Genomic DNA, 20,204 nt, shown 5'->3' on the forward strand with positions numbered 1-20,204 from the left:
GGGACGGCCTCCACAAGGTGATAACGCTCGTGCTCGGAGGTGGGCGGCTCGGATCCAGAGATGAATACGGGTCAGAGAGACGAATAGAGGACCAGGACGTTACCGGAGGGGTCGCGCAGCACGGCCCTGATCTCGTGCGGGCCGGCCTCGGGGCCGCTGACCAGTTCGGCCCCCGACGCCGTGAGGTCGCGCACGGCCTCGGCGACGTCGCCGACCTTGTACGACGGCGCGGTGGCGGATCCCGCGACCTGCTCGGCCGGGGCGGCGAGCGCGATCGTGACGCCTCCCGCGTCCAGTGCGGCGAAGCGGTCGCCGTCCCGGAACTTCAGCGTCAGGCCGAGGGCCTCTGTGTAGAAGGTGACGGCCTTGTCCAGGTCGCTTACGGGGATCAGAACGTTGCCGAGCTTCTGGGCGTGCGTGCTCACGCTGGCCTCCACTGGGGTAGATCGTCTTGATCGAAAGTAAGCCGGACGGGCATGCCGACGCGCACCCGCTCGGGTGCGCAGTCCACGATCCGCCCGAACACGCGCGCGCCCTCGGGGAGGTCGACCCAGGCCAGCACGTACGGCTCGCGCCCCTGGAACGCCGGGACGAAGCTGCGGTGCACGACCGTGAACGTGTGCACGACGGCCTCACCGGAGACGGGCGCGAAGGAGAGGCCGGCCGACCCGCAGTGAGGGCACTCGGCGGCGGGCGGATGCACGCGCCCGCCACAGGCCGCGCAGGCCTGGACCACCAGCTCGTGGCGGCGGCAGGCGTCCCAGTAGGGCGAGGCGTCACCGGTCATCGCAAGCCAAGCTAGCGCACGCTTGGTTGAGTGACAAGGGGCCGACGCCGGCGGTGGTCCAGTGGTCCAGGGGCGGGGCGCCTCCCGGCCGGGCGAGGCCAGGGAGGCGCGTGACCGCAGGTCAGGTGAGGACGGGGCCGTCGCCCTGGTCGCCGGACGGGTCCGGCGACGGCTCCTGGGTGGGCTCCCTCGTGGGTTCCCTGGTCGGCTCCTGGGTGGGCTCCTTGGTCGGTTCCCTGGTCGGCTCCCTGGTCGGCTCGGCGCAGGGGTCGCCCTTGCGGGCCGACCTCGCGCTGTCGCTCGCCGTGCCGAGCGCGGAACCGACGTTCACCGTGACCCGCCTGACGTCGCTGTAACCGCACGCGGGAGTCGCGAACCGCACCGTGTAGACCCGGTCGTAGGCCGTGTCCCCCGACAGCGTGGCCTGCCGGGAGGCCGTGCGGGTCACGGTGCGCTCGCCCACGGTCAGGGCCTGCTCGAAGGAGGCCGAGAGCTTCACCGGGTCGGCCGTCGCGTTCTTGACCCGGACCGTGAGCGTGCCGCCGTCCCAGGAGGTGATCGAGACCGTCGGCGGCGCGCACCTGGGCCCGGAGACCCGGACCTCCTTGAACTGGGTCCCGTTGGCCGCGGCGGGCTCCGTGGTCACCCTCGCCCCGAAGGAGGCGGTCGTGCCGCACGGGACCTCGCCGAGGGCGCCGCGCAGCGAGAGCTTGTAGGAGGTGTCGCCCGTGAGGGTGCGGCTCGCGCGGTCCACCACCTTGGCGGAGCCCTCGCCGTCCCTGCGGGTGAACTCCGCGGTCACGCGCACCGGCCCCGGCCCGCCGGCCCGTACGCCGACCTCGGCGGTGCGGCCGTTCCAGTCGACGGACACCTCGCCGACCGAGGGCGGCGGGCACGGGTCGCCCTTCACCGTGACGACCTTGCTCTCGCCGGACCCGTCCGCCGCCGCGGGCGTGGTCGACACGGTGACCTGCCGGTAGACGGTCTGGCCGCAGGCGGGCGGTGCGAACCCCGCGTCGATCGGCCGGGTGTAGGAGGTGGAGCCCGTGAGGACCAGGGTCTTCGGGGCGCCCGCGATGAGCTTGGAGGGGGAGGCCCCCTGGGCGAACCGCGCGGTGAGGGTGACGTCGCGCGGGGCCGAGGTCCGTACCCGCACCGTGGCAGTCTTCCCGTCGAACGCGACGACCGTCAGATCGCTCACCGAGAGCGCGGTGGGCGTGGGAGTGGGCGTCGGCGTGGGGGAGGGGGTCGGCGTGGGCGTCGGCGTGGTCGTGGGATCGGAGCCGGGCCCGGAGCTCGCCGGGGGGCTGCCCTGCGGGGTCGCCGGCGTCACGGGGACGACCTGGGACGACTTCGGCGTCACGGAGACCGACGGACCGGGGCTCGCCGTCGCCGGCCTCTTCGTCAGCGGCTTCGCCGGGTCGCCGGTGGGGTCACCGAGTCCCGCCTGCACCGTCGGCTTGGGGGAGGTCGTCAGGGCGACGTCGCGCACGGTGGAGTGGCGGTGGGCGGCGAGCACGGCGATCACCACGCCGGCCACCACGATGCCGCTCCCGATCAGCACGCGGGAGGTCTGGCGCAGCGGCCTGCGCAGCACGGTCTGAGCCAGGCTGGTGCTCGCCTGCGGCGCCGGCTCCGCCAGGGGGAAGAACAGCGCGAGCAGGGCCGCCAGCTCGGCCAGGTGGCGACGGCCTCGCTCCTCCCACTCGGGCCCGTAGGCCGCGATCGCCGCGATCTCCAGCTCGCCGATGAAGGCCCTCGCCGTCGCGGGACGGTCGGCGGGGTTCTTCGCGAGGCCGCGGGCCACCAGGGAGCGCACCGAGCCGGGCACGTCCTCCACGGGGATCGGCGCGGTCTGGTGCTGGTGCCTGAGGGCCGCCACGTGGTCGGCGCGGTACGGCCTGTGCCCGGTCAGGCACTCGAAGAAGACGCAGGTGGCGGCGTAAACGTCGGTCTCGGGGCTCGCGGGGGCGCCGTTCCACTGCTCGGGCGCCATGTAGGGCGGCGTGCCCGAGGGCACGCCCGGCCGGCCGGCGGGGGTCGCGATGCCGAAGTCCGCGAGCTTGCTGAACCCATCGGCCTGGACCAGGACGTTCTCGGGCTTGTAGTCGCGGTGGACGATGCCATTCGTGTGCGCGGCCGACAGGCCGAGGAGCGAGCCCTTCAGCACGACCAGCGCGGCCTCGGGGCTGGTGGAGCCGTTCTCGTGGAGGATCTTGCGGAGCGAGACCCCGTCGACGAGCTCCATGACGATGGCCGCGCCGAGGGGGCTCTCGACGTACTCGTAGAAGCGAACGACGTTCGGGTCGCCGATCTCGACCATCGTGCGGGCCTCTTCGCGGAACGCGGCGAGGAAGTGGGGGTCGGCCCTGAGCTCGTCGCTGAGGTACTTGATCGCCACGTGGGCGCCGGTGCCGCTGTAGGTCGCGAGGACGACCCGGCCGCTCCCTCCGGAGCCGAGCACACGTTCTTCCCGGTATCCCGGAACGGACCAGGCGTTCATCGTTTTCCCCTCGGAGGTGATGATGCTCCCGTATCCCCAGACGAAGGTCTCACCCGATACGCCGATTGTCACGGCATTGGTAGATCATCAGTGTGACGATTCGATTACGGAAGGTATGCCGATTCAGCATATGTCAAGGTATTAGCCTGTATTTCGCCAAACCAAGCAAATGCTCGGTCAAAGGGGAAATATCGTGCCGATCGATCTCGCATCGGTCTGGGCCGGGCCGCCATCTGCTGGCCAAGCAAGTGCTAGGTAGATAGGATTCGCCGGGTGATGGAGGGCATGTGCCTGGACGGGCGTACCGCCGTGGTGACGGGGGGAGCGGGCGCCATCGGATCGGCCATCTGCGCCGACCTGGCCTCGCTCGGAGCCCGGGTGGTGGTGGCCGACCTGGACGAGGCCGCCGCCCGTGAGGTCGCCCGAGGACTGCCGGCCCTCGCGGTCGCCATGAGGGTCGACCTGTCCGACCCCGAGGACATCGGCGAGTTCTGCGAGGGCGTCGGGCCGGTGGACATCGTCGTGCACAACGCCGGGGTGTCCATCGTGGAGCCGTTCGTGATCAGCGATCCGGCCGGGTGGGAGCTGATGTGGGCGGTCAACCTGCGGGCGCCCATGCTGCTCACGCGGCTGCTGCTCCCGGGGATGCTCTCCCGCTCGTGGGGCAGGCTGATCTTCATCTCCTCCGACGGGGCGCGGGCCGGGTCGGGCGGCGAGGGGGCCTACGCCGCCACCAAGGCGGGGCTGTTCGGGCTGGCGAAGACCCTGGCCAGGGAGGCGGCGCGCGGCGCGGTGACGAGCAACGTCGTCTGCCCGGGGCCCACCGACACCCCGATGCTCCGCAGGGTGGACGCCGAGAGGCCGGGCCTGGTCGACAAGATCGCCAGGGGCATACCGCTGCGGCGCCTAGGAGCCCCCGCCGACGTCGCCGGGCTGGTCGCGTATCTGTGCACCGAGCGGGCGGCCTACATCACCGGCCAGACCCTGTCGGTCAGCGGCGGAATCACGATGCAGTGAACGCCGCCGCCCCGCCGCCGCCGGACTTCCTGTCAGGGGAGGGCGTCGTAGACGGCCTCGGCCAGGCGGTAGGCGCGGAGGTTGCCGCTGACGCTGTTCGCCATCTTGTTCATGGTGTAGCCCATCGCGAGCCCGTGACGCACGTCCCCGAGCCCGAGGAACCCGCCGAGCCCGTTGTGGCCGAAGGCCGTCTCGGCGCCCTTGGGCGGGGTGAGGAAGGTCAGCGAGGGACGCATGTAGCCGAGGCCGAAGGCGCTGTCGACGAACATCACCCGGTCGGGCCCGCCCACCCTCTGCCGTACGGCGTCGTCGAGGGTCTCGGGCTTGATGATGTCGCCCGCCACCAGGTCGCGGTAGAACCCGGCGAGCCCGCGCGCCGTCGTGACGACGCCCATCGCCGGCCAGCCCGCCCGCAGGATCACCGGGTGGTTGGCGCCGCCCTTCAGCTTGCCGGGGCTCGGGTTGCCCATGGCCCGGTTCATCAGGCTGTCCTTGTCGAGCGAGGCCTTCGCGATCTCGTACAGCGGGTCGCCGGGGCCCGTTCCTGGCAGTTCGGCCGGGGTGCGCGTGCCCGTCGCGCCCTCGGCCGCCTCGCCGCCGGTTCGCGTGCCGGACAGGCGGGCGGCGCGGGCGGCGACGTCGTCGGGGGCCCCCACCCAGAGGTCGAGCCCGCGCGGCCCGGCGATCTCGTCGGCGACGAACCGGCCCACGCTCTTGCCGGAGACGCGGCGGATCACCTCGCCGACCAGGAATCCGTAGGTCAGGGCGTGGTAACCATGCGCGGTGCCCGGCTCCCAGATCGGGGCCTGGCCCGCGAGCCGGTCGGCGATCGCGGGCTGGTCCTCGAACTCCTCGACCGGGACCTCCCGCTCGATCACCGGGAGTCCCGACTGGTGGGTGAGAAGGTGCTCGACGGTGACCTTCTCCTTGCCGTTCGCGGCGAACTCGGGCCACACCTCGGCGACCGGTCCTCGTACGTCGACCAGCCCGCGCTCGGCGAGGACGTGGAGCGCGGTGGCGGTGACCGCCTTGGTACACGACCAGGCCAGCGCGGGGGTGTCACGCTCCCACGGCCGTCCCGTGTGCCGGTCGGCCACGCCGTCCCACAGGTCCACGACGGGCTCGCCGTCGAGGTGGACGGCGAAGGCCGCGCCCAGCTCCTCGCCCTTGGCGAAGTGGCCTTCGAAGACCTCGCGCACCCGGGCGAAGCGGGGGTCGCAGTCGCCGTGAGCGGTCATTCCGGACCTCCATCAGAAAGGAAGCGCTTGCTTGGCTACCGAGCCTAACAACTGGGGGCGTTTCGGCCCAGACGATCAGCGGGGCACCCTCAACTTTCTGACCCCCGCCGCCGTGCTCGAAGCGCTCGCCACCGCGTCCACCGGCCAGGTGATCAGCCTGTCGATGCCCATCAGGGGCGCCACCTCCTCGCCCGCGCCGGCGACCGTGCCCCATCTCAGGGGACGGCCGCTGCCACAGCATTTCATGTCGGTCGACGGCGGCGACTACGCGGCCGGGGCCAGGGCGATCGGCGCCGGGCTGCGGATGGCCGACGACGCGCTGATCGTCACCCACCACGGCACCACGACGCACATGGACGCCCTGTGCCACATGTGGTCGGGGGAGGCGCTGTACAACGGGCATCCCGCCGCGCGCGTCAGGTCGTACGGCGCCGCGCGCTGCGGCATCGAGACCGTGGGGGGCGTGGTCGCGCGCGGGGTGCTCTTCGACGTGCCCCGCCACCTTGGCCTCGACCACCTGCCCGTCGGCTTCCGCGTGACGGGCGACCTGCTGGAGGAGATGGCCCCCGATGTACGGCCCGGCGACGTCGCCGTCCTGCGCACCGGATGGCCGCTGGTGTGGGAGAGGTCGCGCGAGGAGTACTGGTCGGGGCAGCCGGGCCTGGCGGGGGACGGCGGGCGGTGGCTCGCGTCCCGCGACGTCGCGCTGGTGGCCTCGGACAACGCCGCGATCGGCGGCCTCAACGCCCGCCAGCTCGCCGACGAGGGGCTGGACGACGACCTGCACATGATCTTCCTGTGGCGGCACGGCATCCACCTGGCCGAGATGCTCTGGCTCGAAGACCTGGCGGACGCCCTCGCGGATGCCGGGTCCACCGCTACGAGGCGGCACTTCGTGTTCATCGCGGCCCCGCTGAAGATCGAGGGAGGTACGGGGAGCCCGATCAACCCGCTGGCGGTCCTCTGAGGCGGGTCCACTCGGGTCGCGGGGCCGGTCGCCGGGTCAGGCGCCGGGGTAGGCGCCGCCGCCGTAGCGCGCGTCCAGGGCGTCGTAGTCGGGGGTGAAGCCCTTCTTCGGAATGGACTCGGCGAACTCGACGCGGCTCGGCTTCTTGTACGAGGCGAGCAGGCCGCGAACGTGCTCGGTGAGGGCCTCGGCGTCCGCCCGGGCGTCCGGCCTGAGCACGACGACGGCCTTCACCGCCTGCCTCCACCGGTCGTCGGGGACGCCGATGACGGCGGCGTCGGCGACCGCGGGGTGCGACTTGAGGGCGCGCTCGACCTCGGCGGGGTAGATGTTCTCGTTGCCCGACTTGATCATGCGGAGCTTCGGCCCGACGAAGGTCAGCGTGCCGTCGGGCTCCCTGCGGCCGAGGTCGCCGGTGTGGTGCCAGCCTCCCCTGAACTTCCTCTCGTTCAGCTCGGGCCGGTTGAAGTACCCGGAGAAGATCGACTTGCCGCGCGCGCAGATCTCCCCGACCTCGCCGGGCGGCACCTCCTCGCCGGACTCGCCGAGCAGGCGCACCTGGACCAGCGGTGAGGGACGGCCGGCGAACCCGGCCGCTCCCGGGGCGAGGCCGAGGAACGTCAGCATCCCGCCGACCTCGGTCTGGCCGTACCCGCCCATCTTGGACCGGCACCACGGGGTGTCGGACACCGTGATCATGGCGTCCCACTCCGGCGAGTGCGAGACGAAGGAGAGGGACCGGAGGTCGTACTTGCCCCCGGCGTTGGCCGCCACCACGGCGTCGATCATCTGGCCGAACAGGAACGCCTGCGTACACGCCTCGGCGTCGACGAGCCGGCACACCTCCTCGGCGTCGAAGGCGGGGGTGAAGACGTTCGTGCCGCCGGCCAGCAGGGTGGCCAGGCAGAACATCATCGTGCCCACGTGGAACAGCGGCCCGCTGTTGAGGAAGGTGAAGCCGGGCTCCATCTGGCGCACGTGCAGCAGGGACGCCGCGTGCGCGACGAGCGCGGCATGGCTGAGCAGGGCCGCGTTCGGCCGGCCGTCGAACGCGGCGGTGTAGAGCGCGAGGACCGGGGCCGCGTCGCCGGACGGGCCTTCCCCCGTGGCGCCGGGGTCGCCGCCCGCCAGGAAGCGCTCGTACTCCTCCCCCGAGAGCAGCCACCTCGCCGCCCCGGACCGTACGGACTCGGCCGCCCCGGACCGTACGGACTCGATCGCCTCGGACCGCTCCCAGACGACGACCTTCGGGGTGAGATCGGCGAGCACGAAGGCCAGCTCGTCGGGCGACTGCCGCCAGTTGGCCGGGCAGAAGACCGCTCCGAGCCGGCCCGCCGCGAGCAGGAGTTCGAGGACGCGGCAGGAGTTCCGGCCGAGCCAGAGCACCCGGTCTCCCGCGCCCACCCCCTCGGCGGCGAGCGCGCCGGCCAGCCGTTCCACGCGCTCGGCGAGCCGCGGGTACCGAAGACGCACGTCCCCGTCGACCACCGCGGTCACGTGAGGGCGGCTGCGGGCGTGCTCGGCGAGGACGTCGGCCAGGGTCAGCCGGTGGACGTCCGCGGGGACGGGGTGGGGGACGGGGCGGGGGCCGGGGAGAGGGACGGGATGGGGGACAGGGAGAGGGACCGGGTGGGGGACGGTGCTCATCGCGCCTCCTGGGCGGGGGTCAATCCTGGAACGCGGGCATGACCTCGGCGGCGAAGAACCGCATCACGCTCTCCATCTCGTCGATGGGAATCGGCCTCGTGCTGCCGAAGTCGCACATGAGGTCGCTGAAGCCGAAGTCCTGAAGCATCCGGATCTGGCCGATCACCCGCTCGGGGTCGCCGATCACCTCCAACTGCTCCCACCGGAACTCGTTGCTGACCGAGCCGCCCTTGAGGTAGCGGTCCTGGTAGTACTCGAACCCCTGGGCCGCCTTGCCGGTGCGGGCGTCGATGGGCGCGCTCTTCTCGTTGAAGATGCGGGCGCGGTCGAACATCTTCTCGAACCTCGCCTGGTCCTCGCGGGCACGCTCGGCGGTCGGCGCGACGTACACGCTGCGCGCCACGACCAGCTCGGCCGCCTCGACGTCGTGCCCGGCCCCCCGCGCGGTCGCCCGCCACGTCTCCGCCGCCTTGGCGATCTTGTGGAACGGCGCCGCGGGGTCGGCGAGGATCGGAAGGCCGCGCTCGGCGTACATGGTCACCGTCTCGGGCGACACGGCCGCCACGTGGACGGGCGGGTGCGGCAGCTGCGCCGGCCGCGGCACCAGCGACACCTCGGCGCCGGTCCTGTAGAACTTGCCCACGTGCTGGTAGGTCTCGTTGCCCCACAGGCCGAGGATCATCTCCAGCGACTCGTTGAACCGGTCGCGGGCCTCGGCCAGGTCGACCCCGAACCCCTCGAACTCGAAGCTCTGGTAGCCGCGCCCGATGCCGAGGTCGAGCCTGCCGCCGGACAGGACGTCCACCTGCGCCGCCTCCTCCGCGACGTGGACGGGGTTGTGCAGGGGAAGCACCACGATGCCGGTGCCGAGGCGCAGGCGGGTGGTGCGCGCGGCGAGGTGCGCGAGCATCGTGAACAGGTTCGGCACCACCCCGTAGTCGCGGAAGTGGTGCTCGGCCAGTCGCACCCCGTGGAAGCCCAGCTCCTCGGCGAGCTCCACCAGCCTCAGGTGGTAGTCGTAGACGTCCTTGAAGCTCTGGCCGTCGAACCGGTGGAAGAGGTGGAAGGTCGAGAACTTCATCGGCGGTACCCCTGGCGGTCGTCTCCACATGCCCTGTCGTCGTGCCCGTGCGTGAACCAAGCGCTCGCTTGGTGAGCGTATCAGGTTGGCGGGCGTGGCGCCTTCGTGATGAGCTGTCCCCGTGGCGACGAACCTGATCCTCTCCGGGGGCGTGGCGCACGACTTCCCCGTGACCTCCGGGGCCCTCGCGGGCGTGCTCTCCGAGGTGGGCGTCGAGTCCGAGATCACCGAGGACATCGCGGGAGCGCTGGGCGGCGGCCGCGACTTCTCGCTCATCACCGTCAACGCGCTGCGCTGCTGCGGCGACGGAGGATGGTCGGTGGAGGAGGGCGGGTCGTCCTTCGAGCTGCCGCCCGAGGCGCGGGCGGCGCTGCTCCGCCACCTCGACAGGGGAGGCGGGGTTCTGGCGTTGCACGCGGCGGCGATCTGCTTCGACGACTGGCCCGCGTGGCGGCGAATGCTGGGAGCGTCGTGGACCTGGGGCGTCTCCCACCATCCACCGCTCGGCCCGGCGCGGGTCAAGGTCCACGGCGGCCATCCGATCGTGGACGGCCTGGACGACTTCGAGCTGGTCGACGAGGTCTACAGCGACCTCGACGTGCGCGCCGGCGTGCGGCCCCTGGCGTCCTCGCTCGGGCAGCCGCTGCTGTGGGCGCGCACGGCGGGGCGGGGACGGCTGGTGTACGACGCGCTCGGCCACGACGCGCGGTCGTACGAGAGCCCCGCGCACCGCACGTTGCTCCAGCGTGCAGCCCGCTGGCTGCTGGAGCGCGCCTGACGGCCTGGGACGACGGACCGGCCGGTCGCCCGCCCGGTCCTTGACTACGGGGTCCTGACTATGATCTACCCGATCGCACAGGTGGATCCGTTGACCGTGAAGGCCGCCGGAGGGGTGTTGGTCCCGCTGTAGGACCCGTTGAATCCGGCCGACGTGGACTGCCCGGGAGCCAGAGATCCGTTCCATGACAGGTTCGTCGCCGTCACGTCGGCGCCGCTCTGCGTCCAATTGGCCGACCAGCCCTGGGTGATCTTCTGGTTGCCGGGGAACGTGAACTTCAGCGTCCACGACGACCAGGCTGAGGTCCCGGTGTTGGCTATCGCGACGTCGCCGGTGAAACCACCGCCCCAGCTGTTCGCCTTGTAGGTCACCTTGCAGGCGGCGGTGCCGCCGGTGTCGGGCAACGTCGTCACCGTGACCGTTCCCGACCTCGGCCCGACCTGCCCGGCCGTGTCGAGTGCCACGACCGCGAACGTGTACGCCGTGGCGGGGGTCAGGCCCGTGAGCGTCAGCGTGGTCGTCGCGGTCGAACCCGCGGTCGTCGCGGTGCCGCCCTGCACGCGCAGCACGTCGTACCTGGCCACGCCGTTGTCGTCGGTGGCCGGCGTCCAGGTCAGCGTGGCGCCGTTCTTGGTGACGCCGCTCGCCACCGGGGTGCCGGGCGCGGTCGGCGGGGTGTCGCCCGGCGGGGTGGTCGTGGTCCCGGACTTCTCCGCCGCCCAGTTCGCCAGCCAGGCGAAGGCCGACTGCCAGTTGACCGCCACCTCGTTGACCGAATAGGCCTCGATGTCGTCGACGTAGCACTTCTGGGGCTTGCATCCGGCGAGCCGGGACGCCGCCACCGGGTCCTGCAGGCCGCTGTTCGGGCCACCGGAGATCGCTCCGGGGGGCGCGGTCGGCCGGGAGGCGTTCAACTGGTGGGCCCAGAACCGGTGGTGCACGTTCTGCACCGCCTGCTCGCCGTACCCCGCCACGTACGACTGGTTCAGCGGGTTGCGCCCGAGAAGGTAGTTCACCGTGTCGAAGACGCCGTTCTTGTACTTCGCCTGCTGGGTGAGGTCGTACGCCAGCCCGAGGACCATGCCGTTGTTGGCGATCAGGCCGTTGGAACCCCAGACGTAGGTGCCGTCGGTCTCGCGGTACGGCGCGGGGTAGGCCTGGCCGTTCATCTGGGCCAGCAGGGTGTCGGCCGTCGAGGTGAGGGCCGACTTGATGGCCGCGACGTCCGCGACGGGCAGGCCGTTGGGCACGATGGCGAGCGTGATGTCGCCGAGCGCCCCGACCGATCCCCAGTCGAAGCCCCTGGCGTTGAAGCTCCTGCCCTTGTACAGCGACGAGCCGGTCAGGTCCGTCTTGTAGGCGTCCTTGCCTGTGGTGGCGTACAGCTCGGCCGCCGCCCAGTAGAACTCGTCGGTGACGCTCCTGTCGTCGTAGGCGCCGCCGCCGGTGCTGTCGGTGGCCGGCGCGTACACGGCCGGGTTGGCCTTGGCCGCCGCGTAGGCCTTCTCGGCCGCGGTGAGACAGGTGGCGGCGAACGCCGCGTCCACGGTCTTCCACACGCGCGCGCACTGGCCCGCCACCGCGGCGAGGTTGAGGGTCGCCGCGGTGCTGACCGGGTGGAGGTGACGCGGCTGGCCGTCCTGGTCGGGGGCGGTGCCGAGGGAGGTCCATTGGTCGTCGTGGATCTTGTGGAAGGCCATGCCCGCGTTCGCCCTGCCGTCCGGCACCTGCATCTTCAGCAGGAAGGCGACCTCCCAGCGGGCCTCGTCGAGGATGTCGGGCACCCCGTTCGCGCGCTCGGGGATGGCCAGCTTGCCGTCTCCGAGGGCCGTCGCGTCGCCCAGTGCCTTCGCGCGCTCGTACTCGTCCACGAGCTGCCACGCGGCGATGCCGCCGTTGACGACGTACTTGCCCTGGTCGCCCGCGTCGTACCAGCCGCCGCGCACGTCGAGGGTGTACCCACAGCTCGACAGGCAGCCGACGTTGTTGTCGCCCTGGTTCGGCGCGACGTTCAGGTGCCCCGCCGGACGGGCGTACGTGCCGCCCACGTAGGCGGCCTCGATGGGGATGCCGCTCCGCTGGTGGTAGAAGAAGGCGAGCGAGTCGTACCGGAGCTTCTTGATCGGGTCGGCCGAGATGTCGAAGGGATAGCTCGTCTCCGAGCCGACCGACAGGGTGTAGCCGGTGCCCGGCGTGTCGTACGACGAGAAGTCGATCAGCTGGGCGGTGTCGCCCGAGTCCGCGTCGGCTCCCTTGACGGTGGTCTGGCCGGTGGCGACCGCCATCCCCGAGGAGTTCCTCAGGGTCCAGGTGGACGGCGTGCCCTGGGTGGTCACGAGGGTGGCGCGCTTGGGCACGCCGGGCACGTACGCGACCTGGTTGACCTTGACCTGGGAGCCCGCGGCGAGGGCAGGTGAGGCGGTCGCCGTGACTCCGGAGGCGGCGACCAGCAGCGCGGTCACGGCGCCGGCCAGGCCGGACCAGGGACGGCGGCCGGGGCGGCGCGGATGAGGTCTCACAGGTTCATCTCCCAGCGGATGTGAGGGGGGCGATCCCGACCGGGGGACCGGTGGGAGCGCTCCCAGACTCGGGAAAGTCCCCGGCTCCCACAAGGGCGGCGCCGGTGCGAACGAAGGCGCCCGCAGGACGGGCGATCCCTTGACCACGGAGAACTTTCGGGGTGCCCGGCGGCCGGCCGCCGGCGCGGTCTGAAAGTTTCACGGCCTTCCCCCCGCCGCGGGCGCCCGGCATGAAAGTTACATACGCCCGCGCAGGTCATAGCGGGAACGGTTCCACTCACGGTTGACGTGCCGGAAAAGTGCGCCGAAGCATGACGAGCACGGCCCGGTCGCACAGCGCGGCCCGGCATGTCCGGCCACCGGCCGGCGACCCCGGCCGCATCCGGTCGCGACCACCACGCCCCCCGGCGGTGCCGTCGCGCCTCGCCTCATTGATGAAGGGCACCCGATGAAATCTCCATGGAGCGGCAGGAGGTGGCAGGCCGCGCTCACCGTGGTCGCGACCACCGCCGCCACCACCGCGCTGGCGGTCACGCTCGGCTCGGCCCCCGCCCAGGCGGCGGGCGGCACCGGCACGGGCTATCTCCACACCAGCGGCAACAAGATCGTCGACAGCACCGGCGCCACCGTCCGGCTGACCGGCATCAACTGGTTCGGCATGGAAACCGATAACAAGACCTTCCACGGGCTGTGGGCGAACAACCCCTGGAAGAGCCAGCTCGACCTCATGGCGAGCCTCGGCTACAACACCATCCGAGTGCCGTTCTCCGACGACGCCATCAAGCCCGGCGCGGTCGCGACCAGCGTGAACACCTACTCCAACCCCGATCTCGTCGGGCTGTCGCCCATCCAGATCCTCGACAAGGTCGTGGAGTACTCCGGGAGCAAGGGGATGCGCATCATCCTCGACCGCCACCGGCCCACCTCGGCAGGGCAGACCGCGCTCTGGTACACCTCGGCGGTCCCCGAGACCACGTGGATCAACGACTGGAAGTCGCTCGCGCAGCACTACGCCGGCAACACCACCGTCATCGGCGCCGACCTGCACAACGAGCCGCACGCCGACGGCACGGAACCGCAGAGCACCGGCTCCTGCTGGGGCTGCGGCGACACCGCCCGCGACTGGCGGCTCGCAGCCGAGCGCGCCGGGAACGCCATCCTGTCGGTGCAGCCCAACTGGCTCATCTTCGTGGAGGGCGTGAGCTGCCCGAGCGGTGGCAACGCCAACACCTGGGACAACATCCCCGACGAGCCCTGCGGCTGGTGGGGCGGCAACCTCTCCAAGGCCGGGGCCTTCCCGGTGCGGCTGAACGTGGCCAACCGGCTCGTCTACTCGCCCCACGAGTACGCGACCTCGGTCTACCACCAGGCGTGGTTCGACGACCCGGCGTACCCGGCGAACATGCCCGCCATCTGGGACCAGTTCTGGGGCTACCTGTACAAGCAGAACATCGCGCCCATCATGATCGGCGAGTTCGGCACCACGCTGGCCAGCAACATCGACAAGGTGTGGCTCCAGGAGCTGATGAAGTACACCGGCACCGGCGTGAACGGCATGTCCTTCACCTACTGGTCCTGGAACCCGAACTCCGGTGACACCGGCGGCATCCTGAAGGACGACTGGACGACCGTCGACCAGGCCAAGCAGAGCATCCTGCAGCCGTACCTCATCCCGCCCGCGGGCGGCGGCGGGGGCGGCAGCCCCTCGCCCTCACCCTCGGCGACCCCGACCCCGACCCCGACCTCCACCACCTGCGGGACGACGTACGCGGTGACGAACTCCTGGTCGGGCGGGTTCCAGGCCGGGCTCACCGTGAAGAACAACGGCACCGCGACCTGGAACAACTGGTCCGTGAGCTGGACGATGCCGTCCGGGGTGACCCTCGGCAGCGGCTGGAACGCCACGGTCACCCAGAGCGGCACCACCTTCACGGCGAAGGCCCCGACCTACGCGGCGAGCCTCGCCCCCGGCCAGTCGGTCGTCGTGGGCTTCACCGCCAACGGACCCTCCACTCCCGGCCCGTCGAACATCATCTGCTCGTAACCCGGGTCCCCCCCGGGCCCAGCGGGCCCGCCGACGCCGACGAGGGCGTGCCAGAACCGGCACGCCCTCGTTTCACGTCCAAAGCCAACTTTATGTCGCGCGCGGGACAAAAACCGCGTCACTTAAATAGCTCCCATGCCATCCAACACCGGGTGACATCTTCTTTTTATCGGCAGATGGGCCCGGATTTAAATCTTCCGCATGTCGCATAACGATGGTGACGCCGGCGGTCAGTACGGTGGATCCGGAGGCGCATCATCGTCAATGCGTTTTCACATAGCAATACCAAATGCAAAGGACCGCTTTATGAAATATGCCAGTCGGCCTCGCGGGCCACGACGTTTCGTCCGTTCCTTGCTGGCAGCGGCTCTCCCGGCGATGGTCGCGATGGGAGTCGTCGTCGCGACACCGCATGCCGCGAGCGCCCAAGCCGCGCCGGTCGCGCTCGGCGCGGCCTCGACCTTCGGGGTTCTGGCCGGGACAACGGTCACGAACACCGGCGCGACGGTCGTCACCGGGGATCTCGGCGTCAGCCCCGGCACGGCGGTGACCGGCTTTCCGCCCGGCACCATCACCGGAGCCAGGCACGCGGGCGACCCGGCCGCCGCCGCGGCGCAGGTCTCCCTGACCGCCGCCTACAACGACGCCGCCTCGCGGACTCCCGCCACGACGGTGCCGACGGAGCTGGGTGGGACCACCCTGACGCCCGGTGTCTACAACTCCGCCTCGGGCACCTTCCAGATCACCGGGAAGCTGACGCTGGACGCGCAAGGCGACCCGAACGCGGTCTTCATCTTCCAGACGGCCTCAACGCTGGTCACCGCGTCCGCGAGCACGGTGACCCTCGTCAACGGCGCCTCGCCGTGCAACATCTTCTGGCAGGTCGGCAGCTCTGCCACTCTTGGGACCAACTCCAGCTTCGCCGGGAACATCCTCGCGCTGACCTCGATCACCGTGACCACCGGCGTGACCGTGAACGGCCGCGTCCTTGCCCGCAACGGCGCCGTCACCCTGGACACGGACGCGATCACCGTGCCCGCCTGCCCGGTTGTGACCATCATCCCCACCACCACGACCGTGACCTCGTCGTGCGCGACCCCCGGGTCCCAGGGTAAGCCGATCACCCTGACCGTGACGGTGAGAACGGCCAGGGGGACCATTCCGACGGGCCAGGTCATCTTCACCAGCGACGGCGTCAGCCTGGGCACGATGACGCTCAACGCGAGCGGGCAGGCCACGCTCAAGCCGAACCTGGCGGAAGGCGCGCGCCGGATCGTCGCCAGCTACCTCGGCACGGCCACGCTGAGCCCCAGCCACTCGGCACCGCTGGTCCTGCGGGTGGGTCCCGACAGCGCGTGCCCGAAGTGTGTGGAGAAGGCGAAGGAGGGGGCGAAGGAGGGGGCCGAGAACGCCGAGCCTGACAAGACGCTCCTCAACCATCGCGGGGACCGGGAGCACCATCACAGGAAGCACGGTCGCCTCGTCACCGTCCAGACCCTGCACACGCTCCACGGCGTGATCCACGAGGGCGGGGGCGGCGGGCACCACTCCACCTACCACGCGGGGTCCGGGCACCATCCCGTTCACCACAAGGTGCATTACAAGGCTCACAAGAAGCCTCGCGTGCACCACCACTATTACAAGCCGCGCCCGCACGCCGGCGTCACCGGATGACGTGAGGTCCTGAAACAGCCGTGGGGCCCGTCCGCTTTCGCCGGACGGGCCCCACGCATTTCCGGGCCTGTGATTCTCAGAGGGTTACGGCTCTCGCTTACGAGGGCATTTTTCCCGGCTATTTCGCCGGCGTGGCGCCGCCGCCCGGATTTCCGCTTTCTCGTGTTCGGATTCGCCTGTGCCCGGCTCAGGTGAGGGCCGGCGGTGAGCCGGGGCCGTCGCCCTCGGTCCGCTCCGAGGCCGTCTCCTCCGGCACGGCCGGGGCGTCCTCCCTCTGCCGGCGGTCGAACTCCTCCTCCAGCTCGCTCGTGCGGGACGCGAAGTCGTCCAGGGCGTCCTCCGAACCGCGCAGCAGCGTCTCCGTCCATGACTCCTCGAGCTCTCTCAGCTCGTCGCGCAGATCTCGCACGCTCAGGTTTCTCGGATCGACTCTGTTCATGACACCACCTTGTACCCATGGACCCGAATCAGTCACCTCCTGACAAAGCGGCATATCTCACACTCGCTGCGTAACCGGAGGGGGTCACCGGACGTCCTTCCCCCGCCACCACCAGGTGGCCTGTCATGATCCACCGACCTGCGACCGGGCCCGCGCGGGCTTCCCGGACCGAGGATCATCGACCTGAAAGTTTCAGGAGCGGACGGGCGCCAGGCCTAAGGCCCGCGTAAGAACGGGCAGGCTGGCGAGGCCAGGCGTGTCCACGGGCTGAAATCTGCCTGACACGTCATTGACATCTTTGTCGTACTCACCAGAATCCGATGTGGGAGCGCTCCCATATCACACCACCATCCTCACCCGGTACGAGACCGACGCTGCGCCAACTTCTGTACCATCCATCGCCTTTCATCACTTTGGAGTACGTCCAGAATGTCAACATCATCGTTAGGGGCGGGAGCGCTCCCACGTTCACGGATGAAAAGACGTGGCGTGTGGGTCGCGCTGACCAGCCTGGCGGCCGGCCTCTTCACCGTCCTGGCCTCCGTACCGGCTTCCGCGGCCGTAGCCTGCACGGTCGACTATGTCGACAACAACTGGGGTGGCGGCGGCTTCGGCGCCAGCCTCAAGGTCACCAACAAGGGCGACGCCTGGACCAACTGGACCCTGACCTTCACCCTCCCCGGGAACGAGAAGGTCTCCCAGGGGTGGAGCGCCGACTGGACACAGAGTGGCCAGAACGTGACGGCCAAGAGCCTGAGCTGGAACGGCGCCCTCGGCAACGGCCAGTCGACGGACATCGGCTTCAACGGCTCCTACACCGGCACCTACGCCGGTAAGCCGACCGCTTTCACGGTCAACGGCGTCGCCTGCAACGGCGGCACCCCCGTCAACCAGCCGCCCACCGTGAGCCTGACCTCACCGACCGCCGGCCAGACCTTCACCGCGCCCGCCACGGTCAACCTGGCCGCGACGGCCGCCGACAGCGACGGCACGGTCTCCAAGGTCGACTTCTACAACGGCACCACGCTGCTGGGCACGGACACCACCGCTCCGTACACCTACAGCTGGACCGGAGTCGCGGCGGGCAGCTACTCGCTCACCGCCAAGGCGACCGACAACGCCGGCGCGGCCACCACGTCCACCCCGGTCGGCATCACGGTGAGCGGGACCACGGCCTCCACCATCGTCGTGAGCCCGACCACGATCATCGTCCCCGAGGGCGGCACCGCGACGTACACGGTGAAGCTCTCCAAGGCCCCGACGGCCAACGTGACCGTGACGACCACGAAGGCGAGCGGCGGCGACGCCGACCTCACCGTGCAGTCGGGCGGCTCGCTGACGTTCACGACCGCCAACTGGAACACGGCGCAGACCGTCACCATCGCGGCGGCCGAGGACGCCGACACCACGGCGGGCACGGCGACGTTCAACTCGGCGGCGTCCGGATGGACCACCGGCTCGGTCACCGCGACCGAGGCCGACAACGACGGTTCCACCGGCGGCAACGAGTACATCACCCGCTTCACCACGCTTTACAACAAGCTGCACGACCCGGCCAACGGGTACTTCTCACCGCAGGGCGTGCCGTACCACTCGGTCGAGACCCTGATGGTCGAGGCGCCCGACCAGGGCCACGAGACGACCTCCGAGGCGTTCAGCTACATGCTGTGGCTTGAGGCGGTGTACGGCCAGGTCACCGGCACGTGGACCAGGTTCAACGACGCCTGGGCGACGATGGAGAAGTACATCATCCCCGCCACGGCCGACCAGCCGACGAACTCCTTCTACAACGCCAGCAAGCCGGCCACCTACGCCGGTGAGTGGGACGACATCAAGCAGTACCCCTCGAAGCTGGACGGCAACGTCTCGGTCGGTGTCGACCCCATCGCGGGCGAGCTGAAGAACGCGTACGGCACCAGCGACGTGTACGGCATGCACTGGCTGCTCGACGTCGACAACACCTACGGCTTCGGCCGCTGCGGCGACGGCACCACCAAGCCCGCCTACATCAACACCTACCAGCGCGGGCCTGAGGAGTCGGTCTTCGAGACCGTGCCGCAGCCGTCGTGCGACACCTTCAAGTTCGGCGGCCCGAACGGCTACCTGGACCTGTTCACCGGTGACAGCTCCTACGCCAAGCAGTGGAAGTACACCAACGCCCCCGACGCCGACGCGCGCGCCGTCCAGGCCGCCTACTGGGCGTACACCTGGGCCACCGCGCAGGGCAAGGGCTCGCAGGTCTCGGCCACGGTGGCCAAGGCCGCGAAGATGGGCGACTACCTCCGCTACGCGATGTACGACAAGTACTTCAAGAAGGAGGGCTGCACCAGCACCTCCTGCGCGGCGGGCACCGGCAAGGACAGCTCGGCCTACCTGCTCTCCTGGTACTACGCCTGGGGCGGCGCGTCCGACACCTCCGCCGGCTGGGCCTGGCGCATCGGCTCCAGCCACAACCACTCCGGTTACCAGAACCCGCTCGCCGCCTGGGCCCTGTCGAACGTGGACGCGCTCAAGCCCAAGGGCGCGACCGCCGTGGCCGACTGGAGCACCAGCCTGACGCGGCAGCTTGAGTTCTACCAGTGGCTGCAGTCCGCCGAAGGCGCCATCGCGGGTGGCGCGACCAACAGCTGGCAGGGTCACTACGCGGCCCCGCCGACCGGCACGCCGACCTTCTACGGCATGGCGTACGACTGGCAGCCCGTCTACCACGACCCGCCGTCGAACCAGTGGTTCGGCTTCCAGGCGTGGACGATGGAGCGGGTGGCCGAGCTCTACTACGCCACGGGCAACACCGCCGCCAAGTCCGTCCTGGACAAGTGGGTGGCCTGGGCCATGGCCAACACCACGGTGAACGCCAACGGCACCTTCCAGATCCCCTCGACGCTGCGGTGGACCGGCCAGCCGAACACCTGGACCAACCCCCCGACGCCGAACACGGGTCTGCACGTCACGATCGCCGACTACACCAACGACGTCGGCGTGGCGGGCGCCTACGCCAAGGTGCTGATGTACTACGCCGCCAAGGCGAACAACACGGCGGCGAAGAACATGGCCAAGGCCCTGCTCGACGGCATCTGGGCCAACAACCAGGACGCCAAGGGCGTCTCGGTGCCGGAGACCAAGGCCGACTACAACCGCCTCGACGACCCGATCTACATCCCGGCCGGCTGGACCGGCAAGATGCCGAACGGCGACCCGATCAACTCCAGCTCGACCTTCATCTCCATCCGGTCCTGGTACAAGAACGACCCGGACTGGCCGAAGGTGCAGAACTACCTGAACGGCACGGCTCCGGCCCCGACGTTCAACTACCACCGGTTCTGGGCGCAGGCCGACGTCGCCATCGCCCTCGCCGAGTACGGCCGGCTCTTCCCCTGATCCGACCGGCCCGGGTGCGGTGGTGCCTGACACACCACCGCACCCCCTGAAGGGCGGAGTGCGGTGGCGCCTGACACGCCACCACACCCTCTCGATGGGCGGGGTGCGGTGGGCCTGACCCCCACCGCACCC

At 70.5% G+C, this 20,204-nt stretch carries 14 protein-coding genes and 2 pseudogenes; 7 read left to right on the forward strand and 9 right to left on the reverse strand.

All coding sequences use genetic code 11. The annotated features are described in order from the left end of the window. Positions 1-71: 71 nt before the first annotated feature. From AB0B89_RS06960 to AB0B89_RS06970, 3 genes and pseudogenes are all read right to left on the reverse strand, one after another. Positions 72-425, reverse strand: coding sequence for a VOC family protein (locus AB0B89_RS06960; protein WP_358549303.1), 354 nt, complete (start codon positions 423-425; stop codon positions 72-74). After that, positions 422-787: a Zn-ribbon domain-containing OB-fold protein gene (locus AB0B89_RS06965; RefSeq protein WP_358549305.1), complete on the reverse strand. Its 366-nt coding sequence runs from the start codon at positions 785-787 to the stop codon at positions 422-424. Before AB0B89_RS06965 ends, AB0B89_RS06960 begins: the two co-directional genes overlap by 4 nt. Before the next feature lie 121 nt (positions 788-908). Next, positions 909-1,043, reverse strand: a pseudogene (locus AB0B89_RS06970) (PT domain-containing protein); the annotation flags it as partial. Here AB0B89_RS06970 and AB0B89_RS06975 point away from each other — a divergent pair. Next, entirely contained in the window at positions 1,003-1,143 is a 141-nt protein-coding gene (locus AB0B89_RS06975; protein WP_358549336.1) for a hypothetical protein, read from the forward strand. The pseudogene AB0B89_RS06970 and the gene AB0B89_RS06975 sit on opposite strands and share 41 nt — an antisense overlap. Before the next feature lie 1,415 nt (positions 1,144-2,558). On the opposite strand, the pseudogene AB0B89_RS06980 reads toward AB0B89_RS06975, so the two are convergent. Beyond that, positions 2,559-3,290 (reverse strand): annotated as a pseudogene (locus AB0B89_RS06980) (serine/threonine-protein kinase); the annotation flags it as partial. Between the two features lie 276 nt (positions 3,291-3,566). On the opposite strand from AB0B89_RS06980, the gene AB0B89_RS06985 reads away from it, so the two are divergent. Then, complete coding sequence (locus tag AB0B89_RS06985; RefSeq protein ID WP_358549338.1) at positions 3,567-4,307, forward strand: SDR family NAD(P)-dependent oxidoreductase; 741 nt, start codon at positions 3,567-3,569, stop codon at positions 4,305-4,307. 32 nt (positions 4,308-4,339) lie between these two features. Here AB0B89_RS06985 and AB0B89_RS06990 read toward each other — a convergent pair whose 3' ends face one another. Then, positions 4,340-5,545 carry a serine hydrolase domain-containing protein gene (locus AB0B89_RS06990; protein ID WP_358549308.1) on the reverse strand — a complete coding sequence of 402 codons (1,206 nt, stop codon included), beginning with the start codon at positions 5,543-5,545 and terminating at the stop codon, positions 4,340-4,342. Between the two features lie 31 nt (positions 5,546-5,576). Between AB0B89_RS06990 and AB0B89_RS06995 the strand changes: the two genes are divergently transcribed. Continuing rightward, complete coding sequence (locus AB0B89_RS06995) at positions 5,577-6,512, forward strand: cyclase family protein (RefSeq protein ID WP_358549310.1); 936 nt, start codon at positions 5,577-5,579, stop codon at positions 6,510-6,512. A gap of 36 nt (positions 6,513-6,548) precedes the next feature. On the opposite strand, the gene AB0B89_RS07000 is transcribed toward AB0B89_RS06995, so the two are convergent. Both AB0B89_RS07000 and AB0B89_RS07005 read right to left on the reverse strand, forming a co-directional pair. Beyond that, on the reverse strand, positions 6,549-8,159 hold the full coding sequence (locus tag AB0B89_RS07000; protein ID WP_358549313.1) for an AMP-binding protein: 1,611 nt from the start codon (positions 8,157-8,159) through the stop codon (positions 6,549-6,551). Between the two features lie 19 nt (positions 8,160-8,178). Continuing rightward, positions 8,179-9,240, reverse strand: coding sequence for an LLM class flavin-dependent oxidoreductase (locus tag AB0B89_RS07005; RefSeq protein WP_358549316.1), 1,062 nt, complete (start codon positions 9,238-9,240; stop codon positions 8,179-8,181). A gap of 121 nt (positions 9,241-9,361) precedes the next feature. Here AB0B89_RS07005 and AB0B89_RS07010 point away from each other — a divergent pair, with 121 nt between their 5' ends. Beyond that, positions 9,362-10,018: a ThuA domain-containing protein gene (locus AB0B89_RS07010; RefSeq protein WP_358549318.1), complete on the forward strand. Its 657-nt coding sequence runs from the start codon at positions 9,362-9,364 to the stop codon at positions 10,016-10,018. A gap of 65 nt (positions 10,019-10,083) precedes the next feature. Here the strand turns inward: AB0B89_RS07010 and AB0B89_RS07015 are convergent, their stop codons facing one another. Beyond that, positions 10,084-12,537 (reverse strand): glycoside hydrolase family 9 protein, encoded by a 2,454-nt coding sequence (locus AB0B89_RS07015; RefSeq protein ID WP_358549321.1) that lies wholly within the window; start codon positions 12,535-12,537, stop codon positions 10,084-10,086. Positions 12,538-12,985: 448 nt separating this feature from the next. On the opposite strand from AB0B89_RS07015, the gene AB0B89_RS07020 reads away from it, so the two are divergent. Together AB0B89_RS07020 and AB0B89_RS07025 are read left to right on the forward strand one after the other, a co-directional pair. Beyond that, positions 12,986-14,581 carry a cellulase family glycosylhydrolase gene (locus tag AB0B89_RS07020; RefSeq protein ID WP_358549323.1) on the forward strand — a complete coding sequence of 532 codons (1,596 nt, stop codon included), beginning with the start codon at positions 12,986-12,988 and terminating at the stop codon, positions 14,579-14,581. Between the two features lie 354 nt (positions 14,582-14,935). After that, positions 14,936-16,255: an ice-binding family protein gene (locus AB0B89_RS07025; protein WP_358549326.1), complete on the forward strand. Its 1,320-nt coding sequence runs from the start codon at positions 14,936-14,938 to the stop codon at positions 16,253-16,255. Positions 16,256-16,442: 187 nt separating this feature from the next. On the opposite strand, the gene AB0B89_RS07030 is transcribed toward AB0B89_RS07025, so the two are convergent. Beyond that, positions 16,443-16,694 carry a DUF6158 family protein gene (locus AB0B89_RS07030; protein ID WP_358549329.1) on the reverse strand — a complete coding sequence of 84 codons (252 nt, stop codon included), beginning with the start codon at positions 16,692-16,694 and terminating at the stop codon, positions 16,443-16,445. Between the two features lie 474 nt (positions 16,695-17,168). Here AB0B89_RS07030 and AB0B89_RS07035 point away from each other — a divergent pair, with 474 nt between their 5' ends. After that, positions 17,169-20,072, forward strand: coding sequence for a glycoside hydrolase family 48 protein (locus AB0B89_RS07035; protein WP_358549331.1), 2,904 nt, complete (start codon positions 17,169-17,171; stop codon positions 20,070-20,072). Positions 20,073-20,204: the final 132 nt, after the last annotated feature.

The sequence above is a fragment of the Sphaerisporangium sp. NPDC049002 genome, from assembly GCF_040649355.1.
In the GTDB taxonomy this organism is placed as follows: Bacteria; Actinomycetota; Actinomycetes; order Streptosporangiales; family Streptosporangiaceae; genus Sphaerisporangium.